This is a genomic window from Mycobacterium sp. UM_11 (genome assembly GCF_001414075.1).
In the GTDB taxonomy this organism is placed as follows: Bacteria; Actinomycetota; Actinomycetes; order Mycobacteriales; family Mycobacteriaceae; genus Mycobacterium.
In genome coordinates, this window is the sequence record NZ_LATC01000002.1 from 17848 (window position 1) to 43374 (window position 25527).

Below are 25527 nucleotides of genomic sequence, written 5' to 3' on the forward strand. Positions count from 1 at the left end.
TTTTGAACTTCTGGGGTGGCCGCCCGGCAAATCGTTATCCAATTCGGCCGGAAAACGCCCACCCAATACCGAGTTGTCCAGTAAGAGACAGGTATGCGGTCACGAAGGGCCCTCGTCGCGCTGCTGGCGGCGTCGGTCGTCTTCATCGCGTTCGTCGCCGCGGCGCCGCCCATCGCGTACGACGGTGACCCCGCATTCGTGACCAATCCGGTCGACCACGTCGCCACGCTCATCGGCACCGGGACGGGCGGCGAGACGGTGGGGGAGATCAACAACTTCCCAGGAGCCACCGTGCCGTTCGGGATGGTGCAGTACTCACCGGACACGGTAGGCAACTACGCCGGCTACAACTACGACAACCCCCGCGCCACCGGCTTCAGCATGACCCATGCGTCGGTGGGTTGCGCCGCGTTCGGCGACATCTCAATGTTGCCGACCACCAACGGAATTGGCGTACAGCCCTGGAAGGGCTGGGAACGGATCGCCCACGACGACACCGAACAGGGCGTGCCGGGCTACTACACGGTGCGGTTCCCGCAGACCGGGGTCAAGGCGGAACTCACCGCCACCACCCGCACGGGCGTCGGGCGTTTCAGTTACCCGCGCAACGGCCGCCCCGCGCTGTTGGCGGTGCGCTCCGGCGCGTCGCTGGCGGGCAACTCCCGCGCCACCATCCAAATCGGGGAGGACAACACCACGATCACCGGCTGGGCCACCAGCGGCGGCTTCTGCGGCAAGAACAACACCTACACGGTCTATTTCGCCATGAAGTTCAGCCAGCCCTTCACCAGTTACGGGACGTGGGACGGTTTTTCGGTCTACCCCGGCGCCCGCGGCGCGAATTCCCCATACAGCGGCGGATACGTGCAATTCCCGGCCGGGACGGTGCTCGAGGTGCGGACGGCGATCTCCTACGTCGGGATCGAGGGGGCGCGGGCCAACCTGGCCGCCGAGGGCGCGGGGAGCTTCGACGACGTGCGCGCCGCGGCGTCGCGCGACTGGAACGCCAGCCTGTCGCGCATCTCCGTCGCCGGTCGCAACGCCGACAACCTCAACACCTTCTACACCGCCCTGTACCGATCGCTCCTGCACCCCAACACCTTCAACGACGCGGACGGGCGTTACATCGGATTCGACGGTGCGATTCACACCGTGGCCACGGGTCGCACGCAGTACGCCAACTTCTCCGACTGGGACACCTACCGGTGCCTGGCCGCCCTGCAGGCGCTGCTGTTCCCGGACCGCGCCGCCGACATGGCCCAATCGCTGGTCAACGACGCCGAGCAAAGTGGCGCCCTGCCGCGTTGGGCGTTCGCCAACGCCGCGACCGGCGAGATGAGCGGGGACAACGTGGTACCGCTCATCGTCAACCTGCACGCCTTCGGCGCCACCGACTTCGACACCAAGACGGCGCTGCGCTACATGGTCGACGCGGCCACGAAAGGCGGTGTGGGACTTAACGGTTACGTCGAACGGCCGGGGATCGACACGTACCTGCAATTCGGCTACGCGCCGTATTCGTATCAATTCCGCACCGACGGCTGGATCGCCGCCGCGTCGGTCACCCTCGAATGGTCGGTCGACGACTTCGCCATCGCGCGGTTCGCCGATTCGCTCGGTGACACGGCGACGGCCGCGGAATTCCAGGACCGGTCACAGTATTGGCAGAACCTGTTCAACCCGACCACCCGCTACATCTCGCCCCGCAACTGGACCAGCTTCTTCCGCGCCGGCCCGGCGTTCGTGGTGTCGCCCTCGGATTTCGGACAGGTCGGATTCGACGAGGGCAACGCCGCGCAATACGTCTGGTGGGTGCCGCACAACGTCGCGAGCCTGGTGACCGCCCTCGGCGGCCGCGACGCCGTCGCCGCCCGGCTCGACAACTTCACCAAGAAGCTCAACGTCGGCCCCAACGAGCCCTACCTGTGGGCCGGTAACGAGCCCGGGTTCGGCGTGCCGTGGTTGTACAACTACATCGGTCAGCCGTGGAAGACCCAGCGCACGGTCGACCGGGTGCGGGGCTTGTTCGGCCCGACGCCCGACGGCGAGCCGGGCAACGACGACCTGGGGGCGATGGCCAGCTGGTACGTCTGGGCCGCGCTCGGGCTGTACCCCAGCACTCCCGGAACGTCGATCCTCACCCTGAGCGCGCCGCTGTTCGATCGGGTGGTGATCTCGCTTCCCGGCGGCAAGACCATTCGGATGTCGGCGCCCGGGGCGTCCGGCCCGCACCCCCTCAAATACATCAGCGGCCTGCGCGTCGACGGCGTGGCCTCCGACCAGACGTCGCTGCCCGAGTCGTTCGTCCGCACCGGCGGCGATCTGGCGTTCTCGCTCGCGGCCTATCCCGACAAGGATTGGGGCACAGGCGAATCGTCCGCACCGCCGTCGTTCGGCGCGGGCGGTTCGGCGGTGACCGTCAACGTGCCCAGCCCCATCGTGACGATCGCCCCGGGAAGCACGGGCACGGTGAAACTCGACGCCCAACGGATGATCGCCGCCGCCGGCGGCTACACCATCACCGGGTCGGGCTCGGACCCCGGGATCACCGTGGCGCCGGTGGCGGGCCAGTTCTCGGCCGGCGGGTCGGCATCCATCGACGTACCCATCACGGTCGCGCGGTCGGTGCCCGAGGAGTACTACCTGGTGACGCTGACCACGAAGGTCGGCGAAAGCGCGCGCACGTCAACCATTCTCGTCGTGGTGCAAGCGGGAAGCGAGTAATCGCGCGGGCGGTCAGACCATCTCGTTCTTGGTCAACCACCGCATCACCGGCCAGCCGACGAACACCGGCAACCAGCAGGTGAGCACCCGATACAGCAGAACGGACGGCACGCCCACGGCGGCCGGCACGCCGAAGGCGGCCAACCCACCGATCAGCGCCGCCTCGACGGCCCCGACGCCGCCGGGTGTCGGCGCGGCGGAGGCCAGCGTCCCGCCGACCATCGTGACCACGGTCGCGGTCACGAACGTCGTGCCGCCGCCGAAGGCTTCGACGCTGGCCCACAGCGCCAGCGCCGCGCCGAGAGTCGTTCCCGCACAACCGAGCAGGATCAGCGCCAGCCGCCGCGGCTCGCGGGCCAGCTTGACCAGGTCGGTGGTCACCTCGTTGAGCTTCGGGCGCACCTCGGTGGCCAGCCATTTGCGTGACTTCGGCACGAACAGCAAGGTGCCGATGATGCCCAGCGCCACGCCCCCGATCAGGTACAGCATCGTGGCGCTCGGCACGAAATGCGACAGGTGCATCGAGGCGCCCGCGACCACGCTGAACAGGATCAGCAGCAACAGGTGCACGATCACCTGCACGGCCTGCTGCAGGGCGACCGCCGCCGTGGCTCGCATCGCCGACAGGCCGCTCTTCTGCAGATACCGGGTGGACAGCGCGAGCCCGCCGACGCCGGCGGGCGTGGTGGTCGCGGCAAAGGTGTTGGCCACCTGGACGAATGACAGCCGCCAATAATTCACCGACCCGTCGGTGCACGCCCACAGCGCCGCCGCGGCGCCCAGGTAGGTCAGCGCCGACACCGCCAGCCCGAGCAGCGCGTACCACCAGTTCGCGGTCCGCAGTTGGGAGAAGAAGGTGGGGGCGGTGCTGACGAAGGGGTAGGCGACGTAGACGAGCGCGCCGAAGAGCACCAGCTGGATGATCTGGCCGCGGGTGAACCGGGTGATGGTTTCGGTCTTGATCTGGTCGGCCCCGGTCTGGCGCTTCACCTCCGCGCGGGCGGCCGACAAAACGGCGCCCGGATCCGGGACCGACTTCCGAACGTGGCGCGGCACAGCGACTTTCGTCAACCGGCGCGACGCGCTCAGGATGGTGTCCCGGTCGAACGCGTCGATCGCCGCGGCGACGGCCGATTTGGGGTCGTACAGGGCCGTGGTCGTCACCAGCAGCTGGGCGATGTCGGATTGCAGCTGCGCCTCGGTGGCGCCGTATTCGGCGTTGTGGAAGCCGCCGAAGAGCACGGCGCCATCGTCGACGGTGATCTCGTTGCCGCGCAGATCACCGTGCGCGATCTGCTGGTCGTTGAGGGCCCGCAGCGATTGCCACACCCGGTCCACCGGTATGGATTGCGCGCATCGGTCCAGCGGCGAGCCGTCGGGTGGCTTGTGCGAGTAGAGAATCCATCCACGGTCGAGGGTGGCGACCGCGATTGTGGAGGTGTTGGCCAGGCCCACCTCCCCGACGGCGATCGTCATCAACGCGCGATGCTCCACGGCGCGGCGCATGGACGTCACCAGCGGAGCGGTCTCGGTATCGCGCAGCCGCAGCTTAATCCAGAGTTGGCGCAGCGTGCCGCCGCTGCGCTGATGGGGGCCGTACAACTCGATCACCGCCGCGCGGTCGGACTGCTCGCATCCGGCCGCCAGGACGAGCGGGCCGCGACCGGCCGGCCGGATGACGGTGAGCCTCGAGACGGCGAACCCCCGCCGGGCCATCGCGCGCACGGCCGCCTCCAAGGGCACCTCCAGCGCCGGGGTGCCGACCACGAGTACCACCACCGAGCCGACGAGCCAGCCGACCGCCAGGCCCAGCAGGGCGCGGGCCGGCACGATCGCGCTGACCACGAGGTGGATCGGCACGAAGGCCAGCAGCAGCGCCCACCACCAGTGCCGCCACCGCGCGGGCAGCCACGGGCCCGAGACGGTCAGCACCGCCGCCAGCATGGCGATCCAGCGCGGATCGTCGAGGAACTGGCCCAACACGGTCTGCAGGCGTTCGGAGAGGTCGAAGTGCCAGCGCGGCGCCGAGAACCCGTTACCGCCAACCGACAGCGGTAGCGCCGCGAGCAACGCGGCGGCCGCGTAGGCGCCGAGCAGTTTCCATTGCCGCCCGACGATCAGGCCGATCAAGATCATGAACGGCAGGGCCAGGATGGCCACGCCGTACCCGAGGTAGACCAGATCGGACTGTCGGGGGGAGAGCACCCCGACGATCTGGGAGATGGACTTTTCCAGCGCCTCCCATTGCGGCCGGGTGATCAGCGAGCTGGTGATCACCGCCGCGAGGAAGATCACGCTCGCCGCCAGGCGCAGGATGTCGTTGGTGCGCCGGGTCAGCGGCTGCAGCAAGCTGCCGGAAACGCTGATCTCGCGCCCGTCGACTCGCATGTGGTAATGATCCTTCGGATCCGTTCGGCGCCGCTGGCTGACCCCGCTCGCCGGCTCGCCGACAACTTAACGCCGATGCCCGGTTCCGCGACAGCGGCCACCCGCCCGGCGCGCGTAGGGTCGGGTAGGTAGGCGAGCTAGCGAATCGGAGGGCATGAGCGTGGGCAGAACCGATAACGACAGCTGGGAGATCACCGAGAGCGTGGGGGCGACGGCGCTGGGGGTGGCTTCGGCCCGGGCGGCCGAGACGCGAAGCGAGAACCCCTTGATCACCGATCCGTTCGCACAGGTCTTCCTCGACGCCGCCGGCGACGGGGTGTGGAACTGGCACTCGGCCCCGCAGCTGCCGGACGAGCTCGTCGAGGCCGAACCCCAGTTGCCGCTGCAGATGCAGGCGATGGTCGGCTACATGGCTTCGCGCACAGCCTTTTTCGACGAGTTCTTCCTCGCCGCGACGCGGGCGGGCATCCGTCAGGCGGTGATCCTGGCCGCCGGCCTGGACGCGCGGGCGTGGCGGTTGCAGTGGCCGGACGGCACAGCCGTCTACGAGCTGGATCAGCCCCGGGTCTTGGACTTCAAGTTGTCCACGCTGGCCGACCACGGGGCGCAGCCCGCGTGCAACCGGATCGCGGTCCCGGTGGATCTGCGCCACGATTGGCCGACGGCGTTGCGGCAGGCCGGGTTTGAGCCGTCGGCGCCCAGCGTGTGGTCGGCCGAGGGCCTGATGCCATACCTGCCGGCCGCGGCCCAGGAGTTGTTGTTCGACCGCGTGCACGCGCTCACCGCCCCCGGTAGCCGGGTGGCCGTGGAGGCGCTGGGGCCGAAGTTCCTCGACCCGGAGTTCCGCGCCAGGCGCCGCGAGCGGATGGACCGGGTGCGGGCGCTGATGGCGCGGGTGGACCCGGACCGGGAGGTGCCGAGGACCGACGAGCTGTGGTACTTCGAGGAGCGCGAGGACGTCGGCGACTGGTTCCGTCGTCACGGCTGGCGCGTCACGGTCACCCCGTCCGACGAGCTGATGGCCGGCTACGGCCGCGCGGCAGCCGACGAGGTCAAGGACGCGGTGCCGGGGAACCTGTTCGTGGCGGCCGAGCGGCCGGGCGGCTAGCGGGGATCCGCTTCCTCGCGGTGGCCGGCGCGCCAGTGCCGGTATCCGCGCCGCGCCGCGAACGCGCCGACGATGGCGGTGACGCACCAGACGGCGATGGCCGCGTACGCCAACGCCGACGAGCGGTTGCCGATCGAGGCGCCCAGCGCGGTGTAGACGAACGCTCGCGGAACCGACCCGACGAAGGCGCCAACGGCCATCTGCCACAACGGAACTCCGAACGCCCCGAACGCGTACGAGGCGAGCGCGTCGGAGATGCCCGGGACGAAGCGCTGACCGACGACGGCCCACAGCCCGCGACGCTCGATCAGCGCGTCGATGCGGTCGCTCCGGTTGGGCCCCAACAGCGCCCGCGCGCTGTCCCGGCCCGCCCGGCGGCCGATGAGGCTCGCGACGACCGCGGTCCCCACCGTCGCGCCCAGGGTGACGAAGACGCCGAGCAGCGGACCGAACAGCAGGCCGCTGGCCGCGGCCAGCACCGCGCCCGGCACGAACAGGGCGCCCAAGACGGCCGACACCACGACGTAGGTGACCGGCGCCGCCGGGCCCGTCGCCGACACCACGTGCCGCACCTCGTCGACGTTGATCACCCGCGCGACGGCCACCAGATAGAACAGCACGAGCAGGAACACGACGAACACGCCCAACCGCACGACGTGCGTGCGCCGCGACGCCGTGGGCTCCGGTGGGGAATCGTCGCCGTCGTCCATGCTGCAGGCGATTCTCCCGCACCCGCCAAACGCCTGACCGCTCGGGCGCGCTCGCCGTAGAGTTCTTCGGGTGCCGGCCCCGGGAAGGAGCAAACGCCATGGCGCTCAAATCGCTGACCGAGCTCGATCAATTCAAGGCCGCGCCGTTTCCGCCCGGCTATCCCGACACCACCCGAACGTTCTACAGCCCGGTAGACCGGGTGCATGACGCGCTCAAGGCGCTGTTGTCGTCGGCCGCCAAGACCATCGTGGTGGCGATGTACGGTTACGACGACGCGGAACTCAACTCTGTGCTGCAGTCGGCGCTGAACGACGAAAACATCTATGTGCAAATGAGTCTCGACTCCACTCAGGCCGCGGGTAAGTCCGAGCGCGCCCTGCTGGCCCCGTGGCTCAACGACAAGATCGGCAACAGCATCGCCATCGGCCACAGCGAGAAGTCGGCGATCATGCACCTGAAGATGGTGATCATCGACGGCGTCGACGTCATCACCGGTTCGACCAACTGGTCCACCGGCGGGGAATCCAAGCAGGACAACCAACTCACCGTGATCCGCGACCCGTACGTGTGCGCGGAAGCGAGGTCGAGAATCGACATCATCCACGACGCGATGCTCAAGCAGATGGCCGCGAAGGCGCACTAGGTGTAACCCGCGACTAGCCGGACGACTGCAACCGCTGCGCCAGCCCGGTCGCCCGCACCGCCCGGCGCTCGATGGCCGCGCGCACCGAAGCCTCGGAACCGGCCACCCGCACCTTGGCCTTCGCGCGGGTCACCGCCGTGTAGAACAACTCGCGCGTGAGCAGCCGCGAATCCTCCGGCGGCATCAGCACCGTCACCTCGTCGGCCTGGCTGCCCTGGCTCTTGTGGATCGTCATGGCGTGCATGGTTTCGATGTCGGTGAGCCGGCTGGTGGCGAAGCCCATCGTCCCGGTGGCGCCGGCGATGACCGCCCGCAGCCCGTCGTCGCCCATCACCACCACCCCGGTGTCGCCGTTGTAGACCTTGAGCCCATAGTCGTTGGCGGTCACCAACACTGGGCGCCCGGCGTACCAGCCCGACCAGCCCGGCTGCCCGGTCTCCTCGGTGAGCCAGCGCTCGACCTGCCGGTTCCAGTGCGACACCCCGTACGGCCCACGCCGGTGCGCGCACAACAGCCGGTGCTCGTCGAGTGCGGCCAGCGCCTCATCGGTGGCGCCGAGCAGCGCGGCCTGGCGCACCCGCAGCGCGTGCGGAACCAGCACCGCGCGCAGCCGGTCGGCCGGGGCGTCGGTGTCCAGCCACTCGATGTGCTCGCCGCCGGCCCTCAGCAGCCCCAGCACGCGGTCCGCGTCACCGGTGCGGATCGCCTCGGCCAGCGCGCCGATCGACTCGCCGAACCGGTGCGGGGTGCGCAGCGCGGCCACCCGCACGTCGTCGCGGGTGGAGAGCCCGTCCACCAGATCGGCCAGCACCGCGCCGGCTTCCACCGAGGCCAGCTGGTCGGGATCGCCCACCAGGATCAGCCGGGTATCGGGGCGCACCGCCTCCAGCAGGCGGGCCATCATCGTCAGCGACACCATCGACGTCTCGTCCACCACGATGACGTCGTGCGGCAGCCGGTTGCCGCGATTGTGCTTGAACCGCACCGACGTATCCGGCCGGGAACCCAGCAGCCGGTGCAGCGTCGTGGCCGGCAGGCCGGCCAGCCGCGCCCGGTCCGCCGCGTCCAGCCTGCGCACCTCGGCGGCCACCGCCTCGGCGAGCCGCGCGGCCGCCTTGCCGGTCGGTGCGGCCAGCGCGATCCGGGGCCGCGGCCGGCCGCCGAGCTCGGCCTGCCCGGCCAGCAAGGCCAGCAGGCGCGCCACCGTGGTGGTCTTACCGGTTCCGGGTCCGCCGGTCAGCACTGTAACCGCCTGCGACACAGCGATTTCGGCGGCTTCGCGCTGTTCGCCGTAGCCGGGCGGGAACAGTCGCTCGAAGGCGGGCAGCTCGCCACCCGCCCGCGGAACGGACAGCGCGAGCAGGTCGTTGCACACCTGCTCTTCCTCGAGCCAATACCGGTCCAGGTACAACAGCTCGCCGAACAGCCGCAGCACCGGTGGCGAACCGAGCAACGGACTGGCCCGCACGGCGGCCATCCATTCGTCGGTGCCCGGCCACGGCAGGTCCGCGGCGTCCACCTGCTCCTGCACGGTCCGCAGATCCACGCACACCGAACCGCCCCGCAGCGCGCGCACCAGCAGGGCGACCGCCAGCGCCACCCGCTCGTCGGATTCGCCGGCGAGCGCGGTAAGCCGCTGCGCCACATGGACATCGGCGGCCTCGAAGACTCCGGCATCGGTGTACGTGCGCAGCAAGCCCTCGGCGGTGATCGCCTCGAGCGTCACGCGGCCGCCCTCCCGTCCAGCAGGTCCGACAGCCCTTCGATCAACGGCGGGGGCGGGCGCCAGCTGAACACCCCCGAGGGGTGGCCGTCGACGGCCGGTGTGGCCGCGCCGCACATCCCGCGCAGGAACAGGTAGAGGACACCACCAAGATGGCGGTCCGGGTCGTAGTCGCGCAGCCGCCACCGCAGGAACCGGTGCAGCACAACGCTGTACAGCAGCGCCTGCAGCGGATAATCCGAGTGCAGCATCGCCTCAACCAGCCGCGGCCGGTCGTAATCGGCGGACGTCAACGGGCGGTCTGGGTCGCCGAGCCAGTTGGTCTTGTAATCGACCACCAGATAGCGCTGCCCGGCGCCGTCGGGCACCCGCAACACGGCGTCGACCGATCCGGTGAGGTAGCCGCGCAGCGGCTGGTCGCCGAGCGGGCGACCGATCAACCTCTCGGCGTAGGGCGCCAGCGCGTCATCACCGGGCAGCCGCGCGCGCAGCATGGCCCCCACGTCGGCCAGCCGGATGTCGGGTGCGGCCGTGCGCAGGTCCCCACCGGCCAGCGGGAACTCGAAGTCCAACTCGCGCAGCCGATCGCCGAGCCCGATCCGGCGCAGCGTCAGCCCGGCCGCCAACGGGCCCAGGGGCGTGTCGTGCATCGGCACCATGGCCGCGGCGAGCGCGTCGGGGGCCACGTCGACCGGCCACCACACCGAGTGGCTGCGGATGTGCGCCTCAAGCTCGGCGGCCAGATCGGGGGCCAGCGGGTCGGCGGTCTCCAGCACGGCGTGCACCAGCGTGCCGAACTTCGCGCCCACCGGCAGGTCCGCCATCGGCGACGGCACGTCCGGCCCGGACGCCTTCTGGGACAAGGGCACATCGCCGGACTCGTCGTCCAGCTCGCTGACCTCCGGCTCGCTGCTCACGCCGGTGGACCCGAAGGTTTCCGTCACCCGGATCAGGCCGGAGTAGGAGGTGCGCCGCCACCCCGTGTCGATGGCGCGGTGGAAGTGGCGGCTGTCGAGGTTGGACGGCACCGGCTCGGACGGGACGGCCGGCGCCGCGGCCACGATCGACGGTTCGATCACCGGACCGCCCGCGGCCTCCCATTCACGCAATCGGGCCAGGGCGTCGTCGTCGGAGATCTTCGCGGGCTCACAGCGGTCGGGCACAACGGGCTCTCCCGGCCGGCGGCCACGCAGCAGCCGCGACAGCCCGCCGTTGGGCTCGTCGAACGCCGGTGACCACCACGCGACCACCTGCGACTGGGCGCGCGTCAGCGCGACGTAGGTGAGCCGGCTGTCGTCGCTGGCGTCCTCCTTGCGGCCCAATTGCTCGACGGCGTGGAAGTCCGGGGTGTCCTTGCCGCCGATGTGCAGGCAGCGCACGCCGGCGTCGTGGAACAACACCACGTCGCGGTCCTGGGTGTTGCGGTTGAACGCGAACGGCAGGTACACGATCGGGTATTGCAGGCCCTTGCTCACGAACACCGTCATGATCTGCACGGCCGCCGCGTCGCTGTCCAGGCGCCGGTTGCGTTCGGGCGCGCCGGCGCGCTCCTCGCGCTGGCGGCGCAGCCAGTCGCGCAACGCGGGCAGGCTGGAACGGTCCCGGTGCGCCACCTCCTGCAGCAACTGCGCGATGTGCGCCAGGTCGGTCATCTGGCGTTCGCCGCCGTGCGCGGACAGCACGCGATCCGCCATGCCCGAAAGCTGTGCGGCCTCGAAGATGGCGGCGACGCCGCGTTCGCGGGCGTGGCCGGCCCACTCCCGCAACGTTTCCGCGACCCGATCGGTCAGCGCGTCGCCGCCGGCCGCCAGCGATTCGGCGGTCTCGCCGAAGAACATGGTGGCCGCCGCGGCGCGCACCACACCGGGCCGGTGCGGTTGGTCGAACGCCTCCAGCAGGCAGAGCCAGTCTTCGGCGGCGTCCGAGGCGAACACGTCGGTGTCACCGGTGTAGACCGCGGGCACGCCCGCGTCGCACAGCGCCCTGAAGCAGGCGGCGGCGTCCTTGTGCTTCTCCACGATCACGGCGATGTCACGGGCCTGCACCGGCCGGCCGGCGAACGTGGCGCCGCCGGCGAGCAGGGCGCGGATGTCGGCGGCGAGGTCGGCGCCGATGTGGGCCCGCAGATCGTCGATCGGCATGTTCTGGATCCCGCTGCGCCCCAGCGTCTCTCGCCGCACCACCCGCAGCCGGAACGGATCATTGTGCGGGGCGCCGGCGAGCCGGTGCCCGCGGTGGTAGGCCTCGACGTCGTCCACCACAATCTCGGGGTCGCCGAGCTGGGCGCCGCGCAGCACCACCTGCAGGCGCTCGATGAGCGCCGCATCGCTGCGCCAATTGGTGGCCAGCGTCTTGCGCTCGCCGGCCGTCTCTGCCGCTCGCAGGTACGTCACGATGTCGCCGCCGCGGAACGCGTAGATGGCCTGCTTGGGGTCCCCGATCAGGATCAGGGTGGAGCGCCCGCTGAAGGCGCGGTCGATCACCTGCCATTGCACCGGATCGGTGTCCTGGAACTCGTCGACCATGACGATCGGCCAGCGGTGGTGCATGCGCACCCGCGCCGGGGAGTCCTCGGTGGCCAATGCATCGGCCAGCCGGCTCAGCAGGTCGTCGTAGTCGAGGACGCCCATTCGCCGCTTGCGGGTATCCAGTTCCGCCAGAACGTCTTTCGCGAAAGCGACGCAGACGGCGGCACGCGAACCCGGTTCGGGGTGAAGTGGGCGCAGCTCGGTCGACGGGTTCCTGACGACCTCGCGCGCCAGGCGCAGCGCCTCGCGGTAGGCCAGCGCCGGGTCGTTGCGCTCGCGCCCGAAGTGGGCGAGGTACTCATCGTCGACGATCTCGACGATCAGCTCGTCGAGGCTCTCGAGCAACGTCACGTTCGCGGCGGTGTCGCCGGCCACGCCCAGCGATTTCAGCACCAGCTGGCAGAACTGGTGCGTGGTGGCGATAGTCGCCGCATCGAAGCCGGCCAGCGCGTCGCGCAGGCGCTGCCTGCGCAGCGCGCGCTCGTCGTCGCCGCCGGCCAGCAGGTAGGCGACCAACTCGTTGTCGCCGCACGCCGACGGATCGTCGAAAGCCATTACAGCTTCCACCATTTGGCCGCGCACGCGCTCGCGCAGCTCCTGGCTGGCGGCCCGGCCGAACGTGATGAGCAGCATCTGGTCCAGCGTCGCCGCGCCCTCGGCGATATAGCGGGTCACCAGGCCGGCCAGCGCGAACGTCTTGCCGGTGCCCGCACTGGCCTGCAACACCGTGGTGGACCGATCGGCGGGCAGCGGGCCGAGCAGATCGAAGCGCGCGATCACCTGGGTCACGGCCTGCCCTCCGCGCGCAGCATCGGCAGCCAGACCCGCGCGGCGTACGCGCCCAGCCGATTGTCTTCGCCGTCGCATTCCTCGCCCGGCCGCACGGGCCGCATCAGGTCGGCCAACCGGGTGTTCTTGCCCCAGGCCCGCAGGTGGGCGGGCTCCTCGCGCTCCCACTTCCACCGATGCTCCGCCTCGCGCAGCGGATCGTCACCGCAGTGCCGCGCGGCCGCCCACGCGTAGGACGTCTTGACGGGCAACGGAATCGGCTCCCGACGCCCGGCGTCGTAGATGGCCACCAGCTCGCGCAGCGCCGCCGCGGCGTCGTCGTGCGGCCGTCCCAGCGCCTCCACCCGCGGGGCGGTGCCCCGCTTGCGGCGGCCGATGCACACCGCCGACCAGTCGCGGCCGGGGTCGTGAGCGGTCAACGCCAGCAACGGAATCCACGACTCGAGCAGGTGCCTGCCGTCCAGCCGGGAGTAGGTCACCGACACCAGCCGCTCCCCGTACACCGGGGACACGGTGCCCGTGAGCCGCCGCCCCCCGCCGAGATCGATGTCGACGTCGTACGCGCGCGCATCGGCCCGGCGGTGCTCCCGCGCGGCGGCCGCCAACAGGGCGGCCTGATCGCGGATCTCGGTCGCCGCGCGCCATCCCAGTTGGCCCGGCGGCAGCGTGCCCCGCCGCCACTCGGCCTGCCGGGCGTCGTCCGGGGCCCAGCCCCGCAGCATGTCGCCCAGCATCCGGTCGCCGACCGTCCACTCCTCGAGCCCGTCGAGGTCGACCGGCATGGCGTCCTGCACGCCGTCTACATCCCGCGGCAGCGTGAACTCCAGGGCGCGAAAGAAACCCTTGACCGGGTCCTTGAAGAAGGCGACGAGGTCGGCGACGATGACGTCGTCCGCGGGTGGGGGCGGCAGCGGCCCGGAAATGAACTTGGGCGCATTCCGACGCTCGCCCGAGGCCACGCGCGCCGCCCGCAGCACCGTCGGGTCGAAGCTGAACGGGACCTCTGGCACCAGCCTGCCCGGGATGACGTTGCGAACGTCGAACGGCTGCAACGGATGCGCGACGACCACGCGGTCGCGCACCTTGCCCATCGTGGTGATGTCCAGGGTGTCCAGCAGCTCGGCCAGCGGCACCGCCGGTGGGCGCGCCTGGCCCGAGTACTCGTTGGCGCCGGTATAGGTGACCACCAGCTTCTCGGTGGCCGCGCCGATGGCGTCGAGCAGCAATTGCCGGTCCTCGGAACGGATGTCGCGATCGCCGGTCATCGGGTCACGGGCCAGCGCGTCGTCGCCGTCGACGACGCCGAGCCGAGGGAACACCCCGTCGTCGAGGCCCACCAGGCACACCACCCGGTGTGGCACCGAGCGCATCGGGACCATGGTGCACACCGTCAGGGTGCCCGTGCGGAAGTTGGCCCGCGTCGGACGCCCGGCGAGGCGGCCGTCCAGGAGGGCCCGGATGTCGGGCAGCCGCAACACCGTATCGGCCCGCGCCCCCGCGTCGGCCAGGGTGGCAGCGAATTCCCGTTGCAGCTGGCCGGCCTGCCACGAATCGGCGTCGTCGACTTGCGTCAACAGGTCGATGCCGCCGGCCAGCGCGGCCAGCCAGTCGCGCAACGGCCGCGCGCCCGTCAGTGAGTCGACCACCCGCTGCAGCCGGGCCACGAATTCGGCGAACTTGCCGGCCAATTGGACGCGGTTGCTGCTGACGTCGTCGAGGGGCAGCGTCGCGTCGATCCAGGCGTGCGAGTCGTCGGACATCGCGACGCCGGCCAGCACCCGGTCGATGCCGAAACGCCAAGTGTTGTGCACGAAGTCGACGTGGTAGGGCCGCCGGTGCTCCTGATCGAATCCCCACCGGATGTTGGCCTGCCGGACCCAGCGGGTGATGGCCTCCAGGTCGTCGTCGGTGAAACCGAACCGGGCGCGCACCGGCGCCGCCTCGGCGAAGTCGAGCACCTCGCTGGCGGTCGCCCGGCTGCCCGCCAGCGCCAGCAACTGCGAGGCGATCCCGAGCAGCGGATTGGTTTGCAGCGGAGAGCGATCCGCGAGCCGCACGCGCAACCGGTGCGCGGGATGCGCGCCGTGCACGACGTCGCCGAGCCCGAAGTCGGCGACGATCAGCGGCGCGTACGTCTCGATGTCCGGACACATCACCAGGATGTCGCGCGGCTCGAGGGTCGGGTCGTCCTGCAGCAGGCCGAGCAGCACCTCGCGCAGCACGTCGACCTGGCGCGCCGGCCCGTGGCAGTTGTGCACCTGCACGGAGCGGTCGGTGGCGGCGAGGTTACGGCCTTGGGGCCGAACGGCATTGGCGGCGATGTCGGACTGGAGCCAGCCGAGCAGCGTGTCGGGGCGGTCCGGGCCGGGCAGGTATTCGTCGGTCTGCGGGTCGGCGGGCAGGCCGCGTTGCAGTTCGCGCAGGTCGCGTCCGAGCGTCGCCAGCAGCGGATGACCCACGCCGCGGTGGCTGGTGTCGAGTCGGCGGGGGATCGCGCCGCGGGTGTCGGCCAACGCGCGCCACAGCTGGTCGCTGGGATGCGGCAGCCACAGGTGCAGGTCGTGCCGGGCGGACACCGCGTCCAGCAGCTCAATGTCGGTGCGCGCCAACCGGGTGTGTCCGAACAGCGACACCCGCTCGGGAAGGCCGGTGCGGCCCTCGCGCAGCCGGGCCACGGCCGCCTGATGCCGGATGTGCGGGGGATCGGCGGGCACGGCGGCCACCAGGGCCCGCCAGAGCTCCGGCTGCCAGGCCAGGTCGGGGTCGAGGTCACCGGTGTCGCCGGCGAGCCAGTCGGCGAGGAGCCGCGGACGCTGCCTGGCGTACGAGGCGAACAGGCCGGCCAGCCGGCGCGCCACCGCGTAGCGGCGTCCGAGGCGCAGCTCGGCCTCCGTCTCCGTCGGCGCGAAGTGGCCCAAATGTGTTGCCAGGGTGCGACACCACGGCTCGTCCAGCGAGCAGTCGATGGCCCGCAGCAGCGGCCAGGCCATCGCGTCTGCCGACCATGGGTCCTCGTCGGCCGTGCCGGTGAGCTCCGCGATCAGGGAGCCGGGGCTGCGGAACGCCACCCCGGCGCACACCCCGTCGCCGCCGCGGCCGCGGCCGAGCACGTGCGACAACCGCTGACTGAGCCAGCGCTCCACGCCGCGCGCCGGCACCAGCACCAGCTCCTCCGCGAACGGGTCGGTCGGCGGGTTGGCCAGCAGGGCGCCCAGGCCGTCGGCAAGGAGGTCGGTGCGCTCGGCACGGTGGAGATGAAGCGACATCGCGGTGCCACGATAGCCCCGGCCACCGACAGGAGTGGCTGGTTGGGCCTACTTGGCCAGCGTGAACTGGTTGACGTCGATGTAGCCGTCGCGGAAGGCGTTGGCGCAACCCGTCAGGTACCGCATGTAGCGCTGGTAGACCTCTTCGGACTGGATCGCGACCGCCTCGCTGTGGTGCGCCTCCAACGCCGCGGCCCAGAGGTCGAGCGTGCGAGCGTAGTGCAGCTGCAGCGACTGCCTGCGGGCCAGGTTGAAACCCATCTTCGACGCGTGGAACTCGACCATCTCGATCGGTGGCAGCTGGCCACCCGGGAAGATTTCGGAGGCGATGAATTCGTTGAAGCTGGTCTGCTCTTCGGTCATCGGCAGGCCCCGTTCGACGATCTGCTCCGGGGGCAGCATGGTGATCGTGTGCAGCAGCATCACCCCGTCGTCGGGCAGGAGGCTGTAGGCCCGCTGGAAGAAATCGTCGTAGCGGTCATAGCCGAAGTGCTCGAACGCGCCGATGGAGACGATCCGGTCGACGGGCTCGTCGAACTGTTCCCAGCCCTGCAGCAGGACCCGCCTGCGGTGCGTGGTGTTCATCGCGTCGAACATCTTCTGCACGTGCGCGGCCTGATGCTGGGACAGCGTCAACCCGACCACGTCCACGTCGAATTTCTCGATCGCGCGCCGCATCGTGCCGCCCCAGCCGCAGCCGACATCCAGCAACGTCATGCCGGGCCGCAGGCCCAGTTTTCCGAGCGACAGGTCCATCTTGCGCAGCTGCGCCTCTTCGAGGGGGATGTCGCGCATCCGGTCGAAGTAGGCGCAGCTGTAGGTCATCGTGGGGTCGAGGAACAGCCGAAAGAAATCGTCGGACAGGTCGTAGTGCGCCTGGACATCCTCGAAATGCGGCGTCAGGTTTTCGGTCATGCCGGCAATGCGCCTTCCTGAATCGGGGCCATTCAGCTGGTACACGAGTGGGCGGCGCAGCTGGTTCACCATGGCTTCCCGCAACTGCCGGAATGAAAACTCGAGCGGGCACATCCGGGGAATTCGGACGACCATACCCCCGTTGACAGCGAAATTGGCCGAAAAGCTACAGGAGGACGCGCGCATGGAGGCTTGGGACGCGATCCGCGCCCGCCGCAACGTCCGGCAGTACACGCCGGATCCGGTTTCCGAGGACGACCTGAACCGCATCGCCGAGGCCGGCTGGCGCGCGCCGTCGGCGAAGAACCGGCAACCCTGGGACTTCGTGATCGTCACCGACCGCGGCCGGCTGCGGGAGCTGTCGACGGTCTGGCAGGGCGCCGGGCACATCGCCGGCGCGGCGGCCGCGATCGCGATCGTCGTGCCCGTCCCGCCCGACGAGCGCCGGGTGATCACCGACAACTACGACGTTGGGCAAGCCACGATGGCGATGATGATCGCGGCGACGGACCTCGGCATCGGCACCGGGCATTCGTCGGTGGGCGACCAGGCACGGGCGCGGGCCATCCTGGGCGTCCCGGAGGACCGGCTGGTCGCCTTCCTGCTCGGCCTCGGGTACCCGGCCGACCGCCCCCTCGCTCCGATCCGCAAGCCGAACCGGCGGCCCTTCTCCGAGGTCGTGCACCACGGTCGGTGGTGACCGCAGCCGTCGTAAGCTCGTTGCCGTGCACGACCACCGCGGTGACTACGGAATAGACGGGTCGTTTCACACCATTTCGGCGCGCGGGCAGGTGATGGGCATCGCCGTCCAAACCGCCGCCCTGGCCGGGTGGTCCGCGATCAGCTGGGCGCGCGGCAAGCGGGTGACCGCGGCCCTCGCGGCGAGTTCGGCCCTCGGAATCGCTTCGAGCGCAGCCCTTTACGCGTACGCGACGCGGGCGGGCAAGTTTGTGGTCTGGGACCGGATACTCGACGATCTCGGGTTTACCGGCGCCGAAACGGTGCTCGACCTCGGCTGCGGCCGCGGCGCGGTGCTGATCGCGGCGGCCAAGCGGTTGCCGGCGGGCCGCGCGATCGGCGTCGACCTGTGGCGCGCCGACCAGACGGACAACTCCCCGGACGCCACGATGGCCAATGCGGCGCTGGAGAACGTCGCCGACCGCATCGAGGTGCGCACCGGCGACATGACCGCCCTGCCGTTCGCCGACGACAGTGTCGACGTGATCGTCAGCAACCTGGCCATCCACAACATTCCGACGCGCGCGGGCCGGCGCAAGGCTCTCGACGAAGCGGTGCGGGTGCTGCGCCCGGGCGGCCGGCTGGCCGTCGCGGACCTGTGGGAGACCCGCCGGCACGCCGCGCACCTGCGGGCGCTGGGTTGGCGAAACGTGCGGCGGCGCAACCTTGGGTGGCGGATGTACTACGGCGGTCCGTGGTTTTCCACGCGCCTGGTCACCGCGACGAAGCCCCGGTGAGGCCGCGCGTGCATGCTGGGGTCCATGAACAGACATGAGATCACCGAGCAGATCGTGCTGGCCCGGCTTCGGCTCGGCCTGACCTGGCAGCAGCTGGCGGACGCGATCGGCCGGCCGGTGTTGTGGACCACCTCGGCGCTGCTGGGACAGCACCCCATCCCGCCTGAGCTGGCAACGATTCTCGTCGAGAAGCTGGGGCTGGACGACTCGGTGGTCGGTGTGCTGGCCGCGCCGCCCCTGCGCGGCGGTTTGCCCACCGCCGTGCCGACGGACCCCACCATCTACCGGTTCTACGAGGCGCTGCAGGTCTACGGCGGCGCCATCAAGGAGCTGATTCACGAGCAGTTCGGCGACGGCATCATGAGCGCCATCAACTTCAGCGTCGACCTGCAGAAGAAATCGCATCCGTCGGGCGATCGCGTGGTGGTGACCCTGGACGGGAAATTCCTTCCCTACCAATGGGTGTCGGCGGAATAGCCGGCGCCCGCCAGCCCAGCTGACCGGTGCAAGGGGTTCCGGGGAGCGGGGTGAAGTGACGGCACGCCGCGCGCGTGTCACACTGGCGACGAGGAGGCGAAGGGAACGCGGTGGCTGCTAGCGGCGGCCACCGCGTTCGCCGTTCTAGTCCACCAATACCTGCGGTGAGAGCTCCCTACAGCCCGAATTCGGCCTCGATGCCGTCGATCCCGGCGCGAATGGCCTTCAGCGCGTCGGCGCGGGCGCGCAATTTCGTTGCGGCGTGGGCATGTTGGTGCAGACCAGCGAATTCGCGCGCGGCCTCCTCGGCGCGGCTCACCACCATCTCCGGCAGCACGATCTCGTCGACGAAGCCGGCGGCCAGCGCGGTCTCACCGAAGAACGTCTTCGCGAGTCCGGCGGCCTGCTGGTACGCCGACTGCGTCAGCCGCAGCTTCATGATCTCCAGCGCCGCGTACGGGATGACCATGCCGATCGCCACCTCGTTGGCCTGAATGTTGTAGGCGTGCGCGGCCACCCGGTGGTCGCCGGACGACAGCAGGAACGCCCCCATCGCGATGGCGTGGCCGGTGCAGGCCATCACCACCGGCTTGGGGTGGGACAACAGCCGGTACGACAGCTCGAAGCCGCCCCGCAGCATGTCGATCGCCGGCTGCGCCTCGCCGGAGGTGAGGATCTTCAGGTCGAACCCGCCGCTGAACACCCGCTCGTTCCCGGTGATCACCAGCGCCCCGGCGTTGTCCGCCTCGGCCCGGTCGATCGCCTCGCCCAGGGCCTGCTGCATCGTGGGTCCCAGGGCGTTGACCTTGCCGTCGTCCATCCGGATGACCGCGATGGAATCCTTGAGGCTGTAGTGGACCGGGCCGCTCATCGGTTGCTGGCTCCTTGCCGTCACGCGTGCTGATTGTGGTGTTTGCCGAGGTCGTCCTCGGCCTCACTCCAGCGCAGGCTGACATCGGTGGGGTCGTCGAGCTGGCGGGTGCGCCACCGGTCCTGCGTTTCCCGCACGGCACCGTTGATCCGTTCGATCTCGCTGCGGAACACCTCGGGACGGGTTTCCTTGCTCGCGTAGTGGAAGTAGGTGAGCAGGCCGCGCAGCAGCTCCAGCTTCTGCTTCTCCCGCTTCGCCAGGTCGTGGGTGGTCAGCAGCTCGATGCGCTGGACGGGGGGCAGCGAGTCCCAGTCCAGCACCACCTCGGTTTCCAGCGGGAGGCGTTCGCGCTCCCAGAACCGCCGACCGCGCTTGGGCTCCGGGGTGTCGAAGTAGCGGATGGTGCCGGTGAAGCGGGACTCGATCCCGCTGCCGATCTCGGCGCGGTCGAGCGCCGAATCCCACACCATGCGCCACTCCTGGCCCGGGGCCAGCACCGGCAACGCGCGGGGTAGCCGCAGCTCGACGACGTCGGCGTAGCCGTCGGTGGCGTTCTCGTATTCGGCGACCGTCGGCGGGTTCATGAAGGAGAACGTGATGTCGTAGGCCGCCCTCTGGCCGAAGTTCCTGACCACCAACTCGATCACGTGCCAGTCGGCGGGATGCGGTTCCATGAACATCGCGACCTGCGGCCGGGTCTGCTCCGCGGCGAGCCGACGATTGCGGGTGATCTGCCGGTTGGTGAAGATCAAGGTGATGGCCGCGAGCGCGATCGCCGCCCACGCCGCCCACGCGATCCAGGTGCTGGACCCGACGTTGGTGATTCCGTGCCAGCTGTCCTGGATCCACCCCATGGAATCCACCCTCCGCTTATATCACAGGCCGGTTGCCGCTTCGATTCGGTCGGCGGCCTCAGCCGCCCATCAACATTCGCCATTGGGCGAGGTCACGGGCCCGATAGACGTAGTTGGAACGCTTGACTTCCGACAGCGCCGCGCTGGGCTCCGCCGAGTACCAGTGCCCGGGGAACACGGTCGGGTCGCCGGGCAATGTCGCGAGTTGCTGCAGGCTACGGTACATCTCGTCGGAGTCGCCGCCGGGAAAGTCGGTGCGGCCGCAGCCCTCCAGGAACAACGTGTCGCCGGCGACGAGGCGGCCGTCGAGCAGGAAGCACTGGCTGCCGGGCGTGTGACCCGGGGTGTGCAGCAGCTCGATCTCGATGTCGCCGATGCTGACCTTGTCGTGGTTCTCGTGGGCCGTGAGGTCCCCGAGGCCGATCCCGGTGACGCGCGAGACCCATTGCGCCTCAAGGGCATTGACGTGCACCGGCACAGCTTTGCGCTCCAGTAGATCGGCCAGGCCCTGCAGCGAGAAGCCCATCATCGATCCGCCCACGTGGTCTGGGTGGTGGTGAGTCACCAGCACGCCGGACAGGTGCATGCCGTCGGCCTCGAGCGCGTCGAGGAGATCACCGGCCGCGTACGCGGGGTCGACCACCACGCAGTCGCCCGTTTGGCGGTCCCCGATCAGGTAGGCGAAGTTGCGCATCTGGGTCGCGAACATGTCGCCGGCGGCGAAGTCGCGCCCGGAGAGCAGTTGCCGAAAGTACAGCCGGTCTGTTGACACGTGATCAGCCTAGGACCCGCCCTTCGACGGCCCGCAGCGCCGCCGCGAAGTTTGCCGCACACCCCCCCGCGAGCAGCGATTGGCCGCCGGTGGCATGGGTATTGTTGGCGCATGAGGAAGAAGGTCGAAATCGAGATCGACGTCGATCTCATTGACGAGGCGATCCGCCGCTTCCATCTGGCCGACGCCCGCGAGGCCGTCAACCTCGGGTTGCGCACGCTGCTCGCCGAAGCCGATGCCGATGAATCGAACGAGGTGTACGACGAATTCAGCGACCTCAGCGCCTGGCAGCTGCGTCGCGGCGGCGGCGGCGACGCTCCCTAAAGCCCGTTTGGTCCGGTTGTGGGCCAGGTTGTACCCTCTTTTAGGCCCGCGGCACTGCCGATTCGGGTGAACGGCCCCCTTAGCTCAGTCGGTAGAGCGTTTCCATGGTAAGGAAAAGGTCAACGGTTCGATTCCGTTAGGGGGCTCGGCGGACGCCGAGCAGGCGTGGCGGCCCCGACCCCTGGGGTGGTCAGAGGCGATGTAGCTCAGTCGGTTAGAGCGAACGACTCATAATCGTTAGGTCGCCGGTTCGAGTCCGGCCATCGCTACAACACAACAACGCGCGGCGAGAGCCCCGCGAGAAGGAACCGAGAGAGAACCGTCATGGCTTCCAGTACCGATGTACGGCCGAAGATCACCTTGGCCTGTGAGGTGTGCAAGCACCGCAACTACATCACCAAGAAGAACCGCCGGAACGACCCGGACCGCATGGAGCTGAAGAAGTTCTGCCCGAACTGCGGCAAGCACCAGGCGCATCGAGAGACGCGCTAGCGGGAACCTGCGACCGATTATTCGTCACTGACTAGGTAGATTTTAGAGCCGTGCCGTTAAGCGAGAGCATCGTCGGGATGCACTACCGCTATCCCGACCACTACGTCGTGGAGCGGGAGAAGATCCGCGAGTACGCGGTCGCCGTGCAGAACGACGACGCCTTTTATCTCGAGGAGAAGGCGGCGGCCGACCTGGGCTACGGGAGCCTGCTCGCGCCGCTGACGTTCATCTGCGTGTTCGGCTACCAGGCGCAGACGGCGTTCTTCGCGCACGCGAACGTCGCCGTCCAGGACGCGAAGATCGTGCAGGTCGACCAGGTGCTGAAGTTCATGGCGCCGATCGTGGCGGGCGACAGGCTGTACTGCGACGTCTACGTCGACTCGATGCGGGTTTCGCACGGCACCCAGATCATCGTGACCAAGAACATCGTCACCAACCAAGCCGGTGACGTCGTGCAGGAGACCTACACGACCCTGGCGGGCCGTGCCGGTGAGGATGGAGAAGAGGGATTTTCTGATGCCACTGCGTGAGTTCAGCTCGGTGAAGGTGGGCGACCAGCTTCCCGAGAAGACCTACCCGCTGACCCGGCAGGACCTGGTGAATTATGCGGGTGTCTCGGGTGACCTGAACCCGATTCACTGGGATGACGAGATGGCCAAGGTCGTCGGGCTGGACACCGCGATCGCGCACGGCATGCTGACCATGGGCATCGGCGGCGGGTACGTCACCTCGTGGATCGGTGACCCCGGCGCGGTCACCGAGTACAACGTGCGGTTCACCGCGGTGGTCCCGGTCCCCAACGACGGCAAGGGCGCCGAGCTGGTCTTCAGCGGCCGGGTGAAATCCGTCGACCCGGAAACCAAGTCCGTGACCATTGCGCTCACGGCGACCACCGGCGGCAAGAAAATCTTCGGCAGGGCCATCGCGTCCGCGATTCTCGCGTAGCCCATGGCGCTCAAGACCGACATCCGGGGAATGATCTGGCGGTACCCGGACTACTTCGTGGTGGGGCGTGAGCAGCTTCGGCAGTTCGCGCAGGCCATCAAGAACCGCCACCCCGCCCATTTCGACGAAGACGCGGCCGCCGAACTGGGTCACGACGCGATCGTGGCGCCGCTGACCTATGCGACCATCTTCGCCAAGCTGGTCCAGCTGGATTTCTTCCGGCACGTCGACATCGGCATGGAAACCCTGGTGATCGTCCAGGTCGACCAGCGGTTCGTGTTCTCCAAGCCGATCAAGGCCGGCGACAAGCTCTGGGCGCGGATGGACATCCACTCGGTGGACGAGCGCTTCGGCGCCGACATCGTCGTCACCAAGAACACCTGCACGAACGAGCGGGGCGAGGTGGTCTTGCAGTCCTACACCACGCTGATGAGCCAGTACGCCGACCAGTCGGCGAACCTCAAATGGGACCCGGAGTCCGGCCAGGTCATGAGAACGGCGTAATTAGTATCTGACTCGCGCGTCGATGTACACTCGGACCTCGGGGTTTTCCCAGCATTAGCGCGCTTTCCGGGATTCGAGCAATCGGGGAGCGCGCGTGTCATGTAAGCCCCGGTAGGTAAGCGCAGGTTGGCCTGCCAACCGCGAAGGGGCGTAGCTCAACTGGCAGAGCAGCGGTCTCCAAAACCGCAGGTTGCAGGTTCAAGTCCTGTCGCCCCTGCTGACTTGAAAGTCGTGCCATGGTGGACACTGGAATAGTGGCCTTCACCACCGGGACGGCCCGCGGGACACGAGCAAACTTAAGGAGCATGCGGTGAGCGACGAAGGCGAAGCTGCCAACGACGCCACAAGCGACGGCGCTGACAGGGAGGACGACCGCGCGAGTGGCGGCCGGACTGCTGTGGTGACGCGGCCGCAGCGCCCCAGCGGCAAACGATCCCGGCAGCGGGCGGCCGATGCCGGCGACGACGCCGACGTAGAATCGGCGGGCGAGGTCGAGGCCGCCAAGGAGGACAAGACCGCCAAGGGCGGCAAAGCCAAGAAGGCCAAAAAGCCCAAGAAGCCCGGGGACCGTTCGGCCAACCCGTTCGTGTTCGTCTTCAACTACCTCAAGCAGGTGGTTGCGGAGATGCGGAAGGTCATCTGGCCCAACCGCAAGCAGATGCTCACGTACACGTCGGTGGTGCTGGCGTTCCTGGCCTTCATGGTGGCGCTGGTCGGCCTCGCGGATTTCGGCCTCACCAAGCTTGTGCTGCTGGTGTTCGGCTGAGCGAGAAGATAGAGAGGACTAAACCGTGACTACCTTCGACGGTGACACGTCCGCGGGTGAAGCGGTCGACGTAGAAGAGCGCGCCGAGGACACCGAGGCCCAGGAGACGACCGAAGAAGCCACTTCGGCCGAGGCGCCCGAGGAGTCGGCCGAAGAGGTCGACCCGGCGGCCGCGCTCAAGGCGGAGCTGCGCAGCAAGCCCGGTGACTGGTACGTCATCCACTCCTACGCGGGCTACGAGAACAAGGTGAAAGCCAACCTCGAGACGCGCGTGCAGAACCTGGACGTCGGCGACTACATCTTCCAGGTCGAGGTGCCCACCGAAGAGGTCACCGAGATCAAGAACGGTCAGCGCAAGCAGGTCAACCGCAAGGTGCTGCCCGGCTACATCCTGGTGCGCATGGACCTGACCGACGACTCGTGGGCCGCGGTGCGCAACACGCCGGGCGTCACCGGGTTCGTCGGGGCGACATCGCGACCGTCGGCGCTGACGCTGGACGACGTGGTCAAGTTCCTGCTGCCGCGGGGCGCGGCCAAGAAGGCCGCCAAGGGCGCCGCCACCACCGCGGCCGCCGCCGAGGCCGGCGGGCTGGAGCGCCCGACCGTCGAGGTCGACTACGAGGTCGGCGAATCGGTGACGGTCATGGACGGGCCGTTCGCCACGCTGCCGGCGACCATCAGCGAGGTCAACGGCGAACAGCAGAAGCTCAAGGTGCTGGTGTCGATCTTCGGCCGGGAGACGCCGGTGGAGTTGACGTTCAGCCAAGTCTCCAAGATCTAACCGGGCGATCAAGCCCAGTCACGGAAGGAATACCGAACACTCATGGCCCCGAAGAAGAAAGTCGTTGGGCTGATCAAGCTGCAGATCCAGGCCGGCCAGGCCAACCCCGCGCCGCCGGTCGGACCCGCGCTCGGCCAGCACGGCGTCAACATCATGGAGTTCTGCAAGGCCTACAACGCGGCCACGGAGAACCAGCGCGGTCAGGTCATCCCGGTGGAGATCACGGTCTACGAGGACCGCAGCTTCACCTTCACGCTCAAGACGCCGCCCGCGGCGAAGCTGCTGCTGAAGGCGGCCGGCGTGGGCAAGGGCTCGGCCGAGCCGCACAAGACCAAGGTCGCCAAGGTCACCTGGGACCAGGTCAAGGAGATCGCCGAAACCAAGAAGACCGATCTCAACGCGAACGACATCGACGCGGCCGCCAAGATCATCGCCGGCACCGCCCGGTCGATGGGGATCACCGTCGAATAG

Annotated in this window: 23 protein-coding genes and 4 tRNA genes; 17 read left to right on the forward strand and 10 right to left on the reverse strand. The window is 69.2% G+C overall.

The window, feature by feature from the left end; translation table 11 throughout:
• Nucleotides 1-93 precede the first annotated feature (93 nt).
• The gene (locus tag WU80_RS00815; RefSeq protein ID WP_055401190.1) at nucleotides 94-2724 is read left to right on the forward strand and encodes a GH92 family glycosyl hydrolase; all 2631 of its coding nucleotides are present in this window, start codon (nucleotides 94-96) and stop codon (nucleotides 2722-2724) included.
• A gap of 12 nt (nucleotides 2725-2736) precedes the next feature.
• On the opposite strand, the gene WU80_RS00820 is transcribed toward WU80_RS00815, so the two are convergent.
• Complete coding sequence (locus tag WU80_RS00820) at nucleotides 2737-5112, reverse strand: lysylphosphatidylglycerol synthase transmembrane domain-containing protein (RefSeq protein WP_055401192.1); 2376 nt, start codon at nucleotides 5110-5112, stop codon at nucleotides 2737-2739.
• Nucleotides 5113-5272: 160 nt separating this feature from the next.
• Here WU80_RS00820 and WU80_RS00825 point away from each other — a divergent pair, with 160 nt between their 5' ends.
• On the forward strand, nucleotides 5273-6220 hold the full coding sequence (locus tag WU80_RS00825; RefSeq protein WP_055401261.1) for a class I SAM-dependent methyltransferase: 948 nt from the start codon (nucleotides 5273-5275) through the stop codon (nucleotides 6218-6220).
• Here the strand turns inward: WU80_RS00825 and WU80_RS00830 are convergent.
• A complete protein-coding gene (locus tag WU80_RS00830; RefSeq protein ID WP_055401194.1) occupies nucleotides 6217-6930 on the reverse strand; it encodes a TVP38/TMEM64 family protein in 714 nt (237 codons plus the stop codon). The genes WU80_RS00825 and WU80_RS00830 overlap by 4 nt on opposite strands.
• A gap of 98 nt (nucleotides 6931-7028) precedes the next feature.
• Here WU80_RS00830 and WU80_RS00835 point away from each other — a divergent pair, with 98 nt between their 5' ends.
• On the forward strand, nucleotides 7029-7574 hold the full coding sequence (locus WU80_RS00835; protein ID WP_055401196.1) for a phospholipase D-like domain-containing protein: 546 nt from the start codon (nucleotides 7029-7031) through the stop codon (nucleotides 7572-7574).
• A 13-nt stretch (nucleotides 7575-7587) separates the two neighbouring features.
• Here WU80_RS00835 and recD read toward each other — a convergent pair whose 3' ends face one another.
• The 4 genes from recD to WU80_RS00855 are packed head-to-tail and all read right to left on the reverse strand — an operon-like array spanning nucleotide 7588 to nucleotide 16795.
• Nucleotides 7588-9300 carry an exodeoxyribonuclease V subunit alpha gene (gene recD, locus WU80_RS00840; RefSeq protein WP_055401198.1) on the reverse strand — a complete coding sequence of 571 codons (1713 nt, stop codon included), beginning with the start codon at nucleotides 9298-9300 and terminating at the stop codon, nucleotides 7588-7590.
• Nucleotides 9297-12602 (reverse strand): exodeoxyribonuclease V subunit beta, encoded by a 3306-nt coding sequence (recB, locus tag WU80_RS00845; RefSeq protein WP_055401262.1) that lies wholly within the window; start codon nucleotides 12600-12602, stop codon nucleotides 9297-9299. Before recB ends, recD begins: the two co-directional genes overlap by 4 nt.
• Nucleotides 12603-12610: 8 nt before the next feature.
• Nucleotides 12611-15880 (reverse strand): exodeoxyribonuclease V subunit gamma, encoded by a 3270-nt coding sequence (gene recC / locus WU80_RS00850; RefSeq protein WP_055401200.1) that lies wholly within the window; start codon nucleotides 15878-15880, stop codon nucleotides 12611-12613.
• Nucleotides 15881-15928: 48 nt separating this feature from the next.
• A complete protein-coding gene (locus tag WU80_RS00855) occupies nucleotides 15929-16795 on the reverse strand; it encodes a cyclopropane mycolic acid synthase family methyltransferase (RefSeq protein WP_055401264.1) in 867 nt (288 codons plus the stop codon).
• Nucleotides 16796-16979: 184 nt separating this feature from the next.
• On the opposite strand from WU80_RS00855, the gene WU80_RS00860 reads away from it, so the two are divergent.
• From WU80_RS00860 to cynS, 3 genes are read left to right on the forward strand one after another with little or no spacing between them, the layout of a single operon-like run.
• Nucleotides 16980-17495 carry a nitroreductase family protein gene (locus tag WU80_RS00860; protein ID WP_055401202.1) on the forward strand — a complete coding sequence of 172 codons (516 nt, stop codon included), beginning with the start codon at nucleotides 16980-16982 and terminating at the stop codon, nucleotides 17493-17495.
• Between the two features lie 25 nt (nucleotides 17496-17520).
• Nucleotides 17521-18270 (forward strand): class I SAM-dependent methyltransferase, encoded by a 750-nt coding sequence (locus WU80_RS00865; RefSeq protein WP_055401204.1) that lies wholly within the window; start codon nucleotides 17521-17523, stop codon nucleotides 18268-18270.
• Between the two features lie 12 nt (nucleotides 18271-18282).
• On the forward strand, nucleotides 18283-18747 hold the full coding sequence (cynS, locus tag WU80_RS00870) for a cyanase (RefSeq protein ID WP_055401206.1): 465 nt from the start codon (nucleotides 18283-18285) through the stop codon (nucleotides 18745-18747).
• 175 nt (nucleotides 18748-18922) lie between these two features.
• On the opposite strand, the gene WU80_RS00875 is transcribed toward cynS, so the two are convergent.
• From WU80_RS00875 to WU80_RS00885, 4 genes are all read right to left on the reverse strand, one after another.
• The gene (locus tag WU80_RS00875; protein WP_055401208.1) at nucleotides 18923-19618 is read right to left on the reverse strand and encodes a crotonase/enoyl-CoA hydratase family protein; all 696 of its coding nucleotides are present in this window, start codon (nucleotides 19616-19618) and stop codon (nucleotides 18923-18925) included.
• A gap of 20 nt (nucleotides 19619-19638) precedes the next feature.
• Nucleotides 19639-19941, reverse strand: coding sequence for a hypothetical protein (locus WU80_RS25740; protein WP_156349472.1), 303 nt, complete (start codon nucleotides 19939-19941; stop codon nucleotides 19639-19641).
• Between the two features lie 77 nt (nucleotides 19942-20018).
• Nucleotides 20019-20119 (reverse strand) — tRNA-Glu (locus tag WU80_RS25745).
• Between the two features lie 411 nt (nucleotides 20120-20530).
• Nucleotides 20531-21244 carry an MBL fold metallo-hydrolase gene (locus tag WU80_RS00885; RefSeq protein WP_055401210.1) on the reverse strand — a complete coding sequence of 238 codons (714 nt, stop codon included), beginning with the start codon at nucleotides 21242-21244 and terminating at the stop codon, nucleotides 20531-20533.
• Between the two features lie 111 nt (nucleotides 21245-21355).
• Between WU80_RS00885 and WU80_RS00890 the strand changes: the two genes are divergently transcribed.
• The 11 genes from WU80_RS00890 to rplK all read left to right on the forward strand — a co-directional run bounded on the left by WU80_RS00890 (nucleotide 21356) and on the right by rplK (nucleotide 25527).
• Entirely contained in the window at nucleotides 21356-21568 is a 213-nt protein-coding gene (locus tag WU80_RS00890) for a type II toxin-antitoxin system VapB family antitoxin (protein WP_055401212.1), read from the forward strand.
• Nucleotides 21569-21641: 73 nt separating this feature from the next.
• A tRNA-Thr gene (locus WU80_RS00895) sits at nucleotides 21642-21714 on the forward strand.
• A 49-nt stretch (nucleotides 21715-21763) separates the two neighbouring features.
• Nucleotides 21764-21837: transfer RNA gene (locus WU80_RS00900), tRNA-Met, on the forward strand.
• A 55-nt stretch (nucleotides 21838-21892) separates the two neighbouring features.
• Nucleotides 21893-22060 (forward strand): 50S ribosomal protein L33, encoded by a 168-nt coding sequence (rpmG, locus tag WU80_RS00905; RefSeq protein ID WP_007167776.1) that lies wholly within the window; start codon nucleotides 21893-21895, stop codon nucleotides 22058-22060.
• 50 nt (nucleotides 22061-22110) lie between these two features.
• Entirely contained in the window at nucleotides 22111-22590 is a 480-nt protein-coding gene (gene hadA / locus WU80_RS00910) for a (3R)-hydroxyacyl-ACP dehydratase subunit HadA (protein ID WP_055401214.1), read from the forward strand.
• Complete coding sequence (gene hadB, locus WU80_RS00915; protein ID WP_055401216.1) at nucleotides 22577-23005, forward strand: (3R)-hydroxyacyl-ACP dehydratase subunit HadB; 429 nt, start codon at nucleotides 22577-22579, stop codon at nucleotides 23003-23005. The genes hadA and hadB overlap by 14 nt, the downstream gene beginning before the upstream one ends.
• A 3-nt stretch (nucleotides 23006-23008) precedes the next feature.
• Nucleotides 23009-23509 (forward strand): (3R)-hydroxyacyl-ACP dehydratase subunit HadC, encoded by a 501-nt coding sequence (gene hadC / locus WU80_RS00920; RefSeq protein WP_055401218.1) that lies wholly within the window; start codon nucleotides 23009-23011, stop codon nucleotides 23507-23509.
• Nucleotides 23510-23653: 144 nt separating this feature from the next.
• Nucleotides 23654-23726: transfer RNA gene (locus WU80_RS00925), tRNA-Trp, on the forward strand.
• Between the two features lie 93 nt (nucleotides 23727-23819).
• Nucleotides 23820-24275: a preprotein translocase subunit SecE gene (gene secE, locus WU80_RS00930; RefSeq protein ID WP_055401220.1), complete on the forward strand. Its 456-nt coding sequence runs from the start codon at nucleotides 23820-23822 to the stop codon at nucleotides 24273-24275.
• A 25-nt stretch (nucleotides 24276-24300) separates the two neighbouring features.
• Entirely contained in the window at nucleotides 24301-25056 is a 756-nt protein-coding gene (gene nusG, locus WU80_RS00935) for a transcription termination/antitermination protein NusG (RefSeq protein ID WP_055401222.1), read from the forward strand.
• Nucleotides 25057-25098: 42 nt separating this feature from the next.
• Entirely contained in the window at nucleotides 25099-25527 is a 429-nt protein-coding gene (rplK, locus tag WU80_RS00940; RefSeq protein WP_055401224.1) for a 50S ribosomal protein L11, read from the forward strand.

Excerpts from the sequence above, each read along its gene's own strand:
- WU80_RS00815 (WP_055401190.1), top strand. The coding sequence starts at position 94 with ATGCGGTCACGAAGGGCCCTCGTCGCGCTGCTGGCGGCGTCGGTCGTC.
- WU80_RS00820 (WP_055401192.1), bottom strand. The coding sequence starts at position 5,112 with ATGCGAGTCGACGGGCGCGAGATCAGCGTTTCCGGCAGCTTGCTGCAG.
- WU80_RS00830 (WP_055401194.1), bottom strand. The coding sequence starts at position 6,930 with ATGGACGACGGCGACGATTCCCCACCGGAGCCCACGGCGTCGCGGCGC.
- WU80_RS00835 (WP_055401196.1), top strand. The coding sequence starts at position 7,029 with ATGGCGCTCAAATCGCTGACCGAGCTCGATCAATTCAAGGCCGCGCCG.
- recC (WP_055401200.1), bottom strand. The coding sequence starts at position 15,880 with ATGTCGCTTCATCTCCACCGTGCCGAGCGCACCGACCTCCTTGCCGAC.
- WU80_RS00855 (WP_055401264.1), bottom strand. The coding sequence starts at position 16,795 with ATGACCGAAAACCTGACGCCGCATTTCGAGGATGTCCAGGCGCACTAC.
- WU80_RS00860 (WP_055401202.1), top strand. The coding sequence starts at position 16,980 with ATGGAGGCTTGGGACGCGATCCGCGCCCGCCGCAACGTCCGGCAGTAC.
- cynS (WP_055401206.1), top strand. The coding sequence starts at position 18,283 with ATGCTGGGGTCCATGAACAGACATGAGATCACCGAGCAGATCGTGCTG.
- WU80_RS00875 (WP_055401208.1), bottom strand. The coding sequence starts at position 19,618 with ATGAGCGGCCCGGTCCACTACAGCCTCAAGGATTCCATCGCGGTCATC.
- WU80_RS00890 (WP_055401212.1), top strand. The coding sequence starts at position 21,356 with ATGAGGAAGAAGGTCGAAATCGAGATCGACGTCGATCTCATTGACGAG.
- rpmG (WP_007167776.1), top strand. The coding sequence starts at position 21,893 with ATGGCTTCCAGTACCGATGTACGGCCGAAGATCACCTTGGCCTGTGAG.
- hadB (WP_055401216.1), top strand. The coding sequence starts at position 22,577 with ATGCCACTGCGTGAGTTCAGCTCGGTGAAGGTGGGCGACCAGCTTCCC.
- hadC (WP_055401218.1), top strand. The coding sequence starts at position 23,009 with ATGGCGCTCAAGACCGACATCCGGGGAATGATCTGGCGGTACCCGGAC.
- rplK (WP_055401224.1), top strand. The coding sequence starts at position 25,099 with ATGGCCCCGAAGAAGAAAGTCGTTGGGCTGATCAAGCTGCAGATCCAG.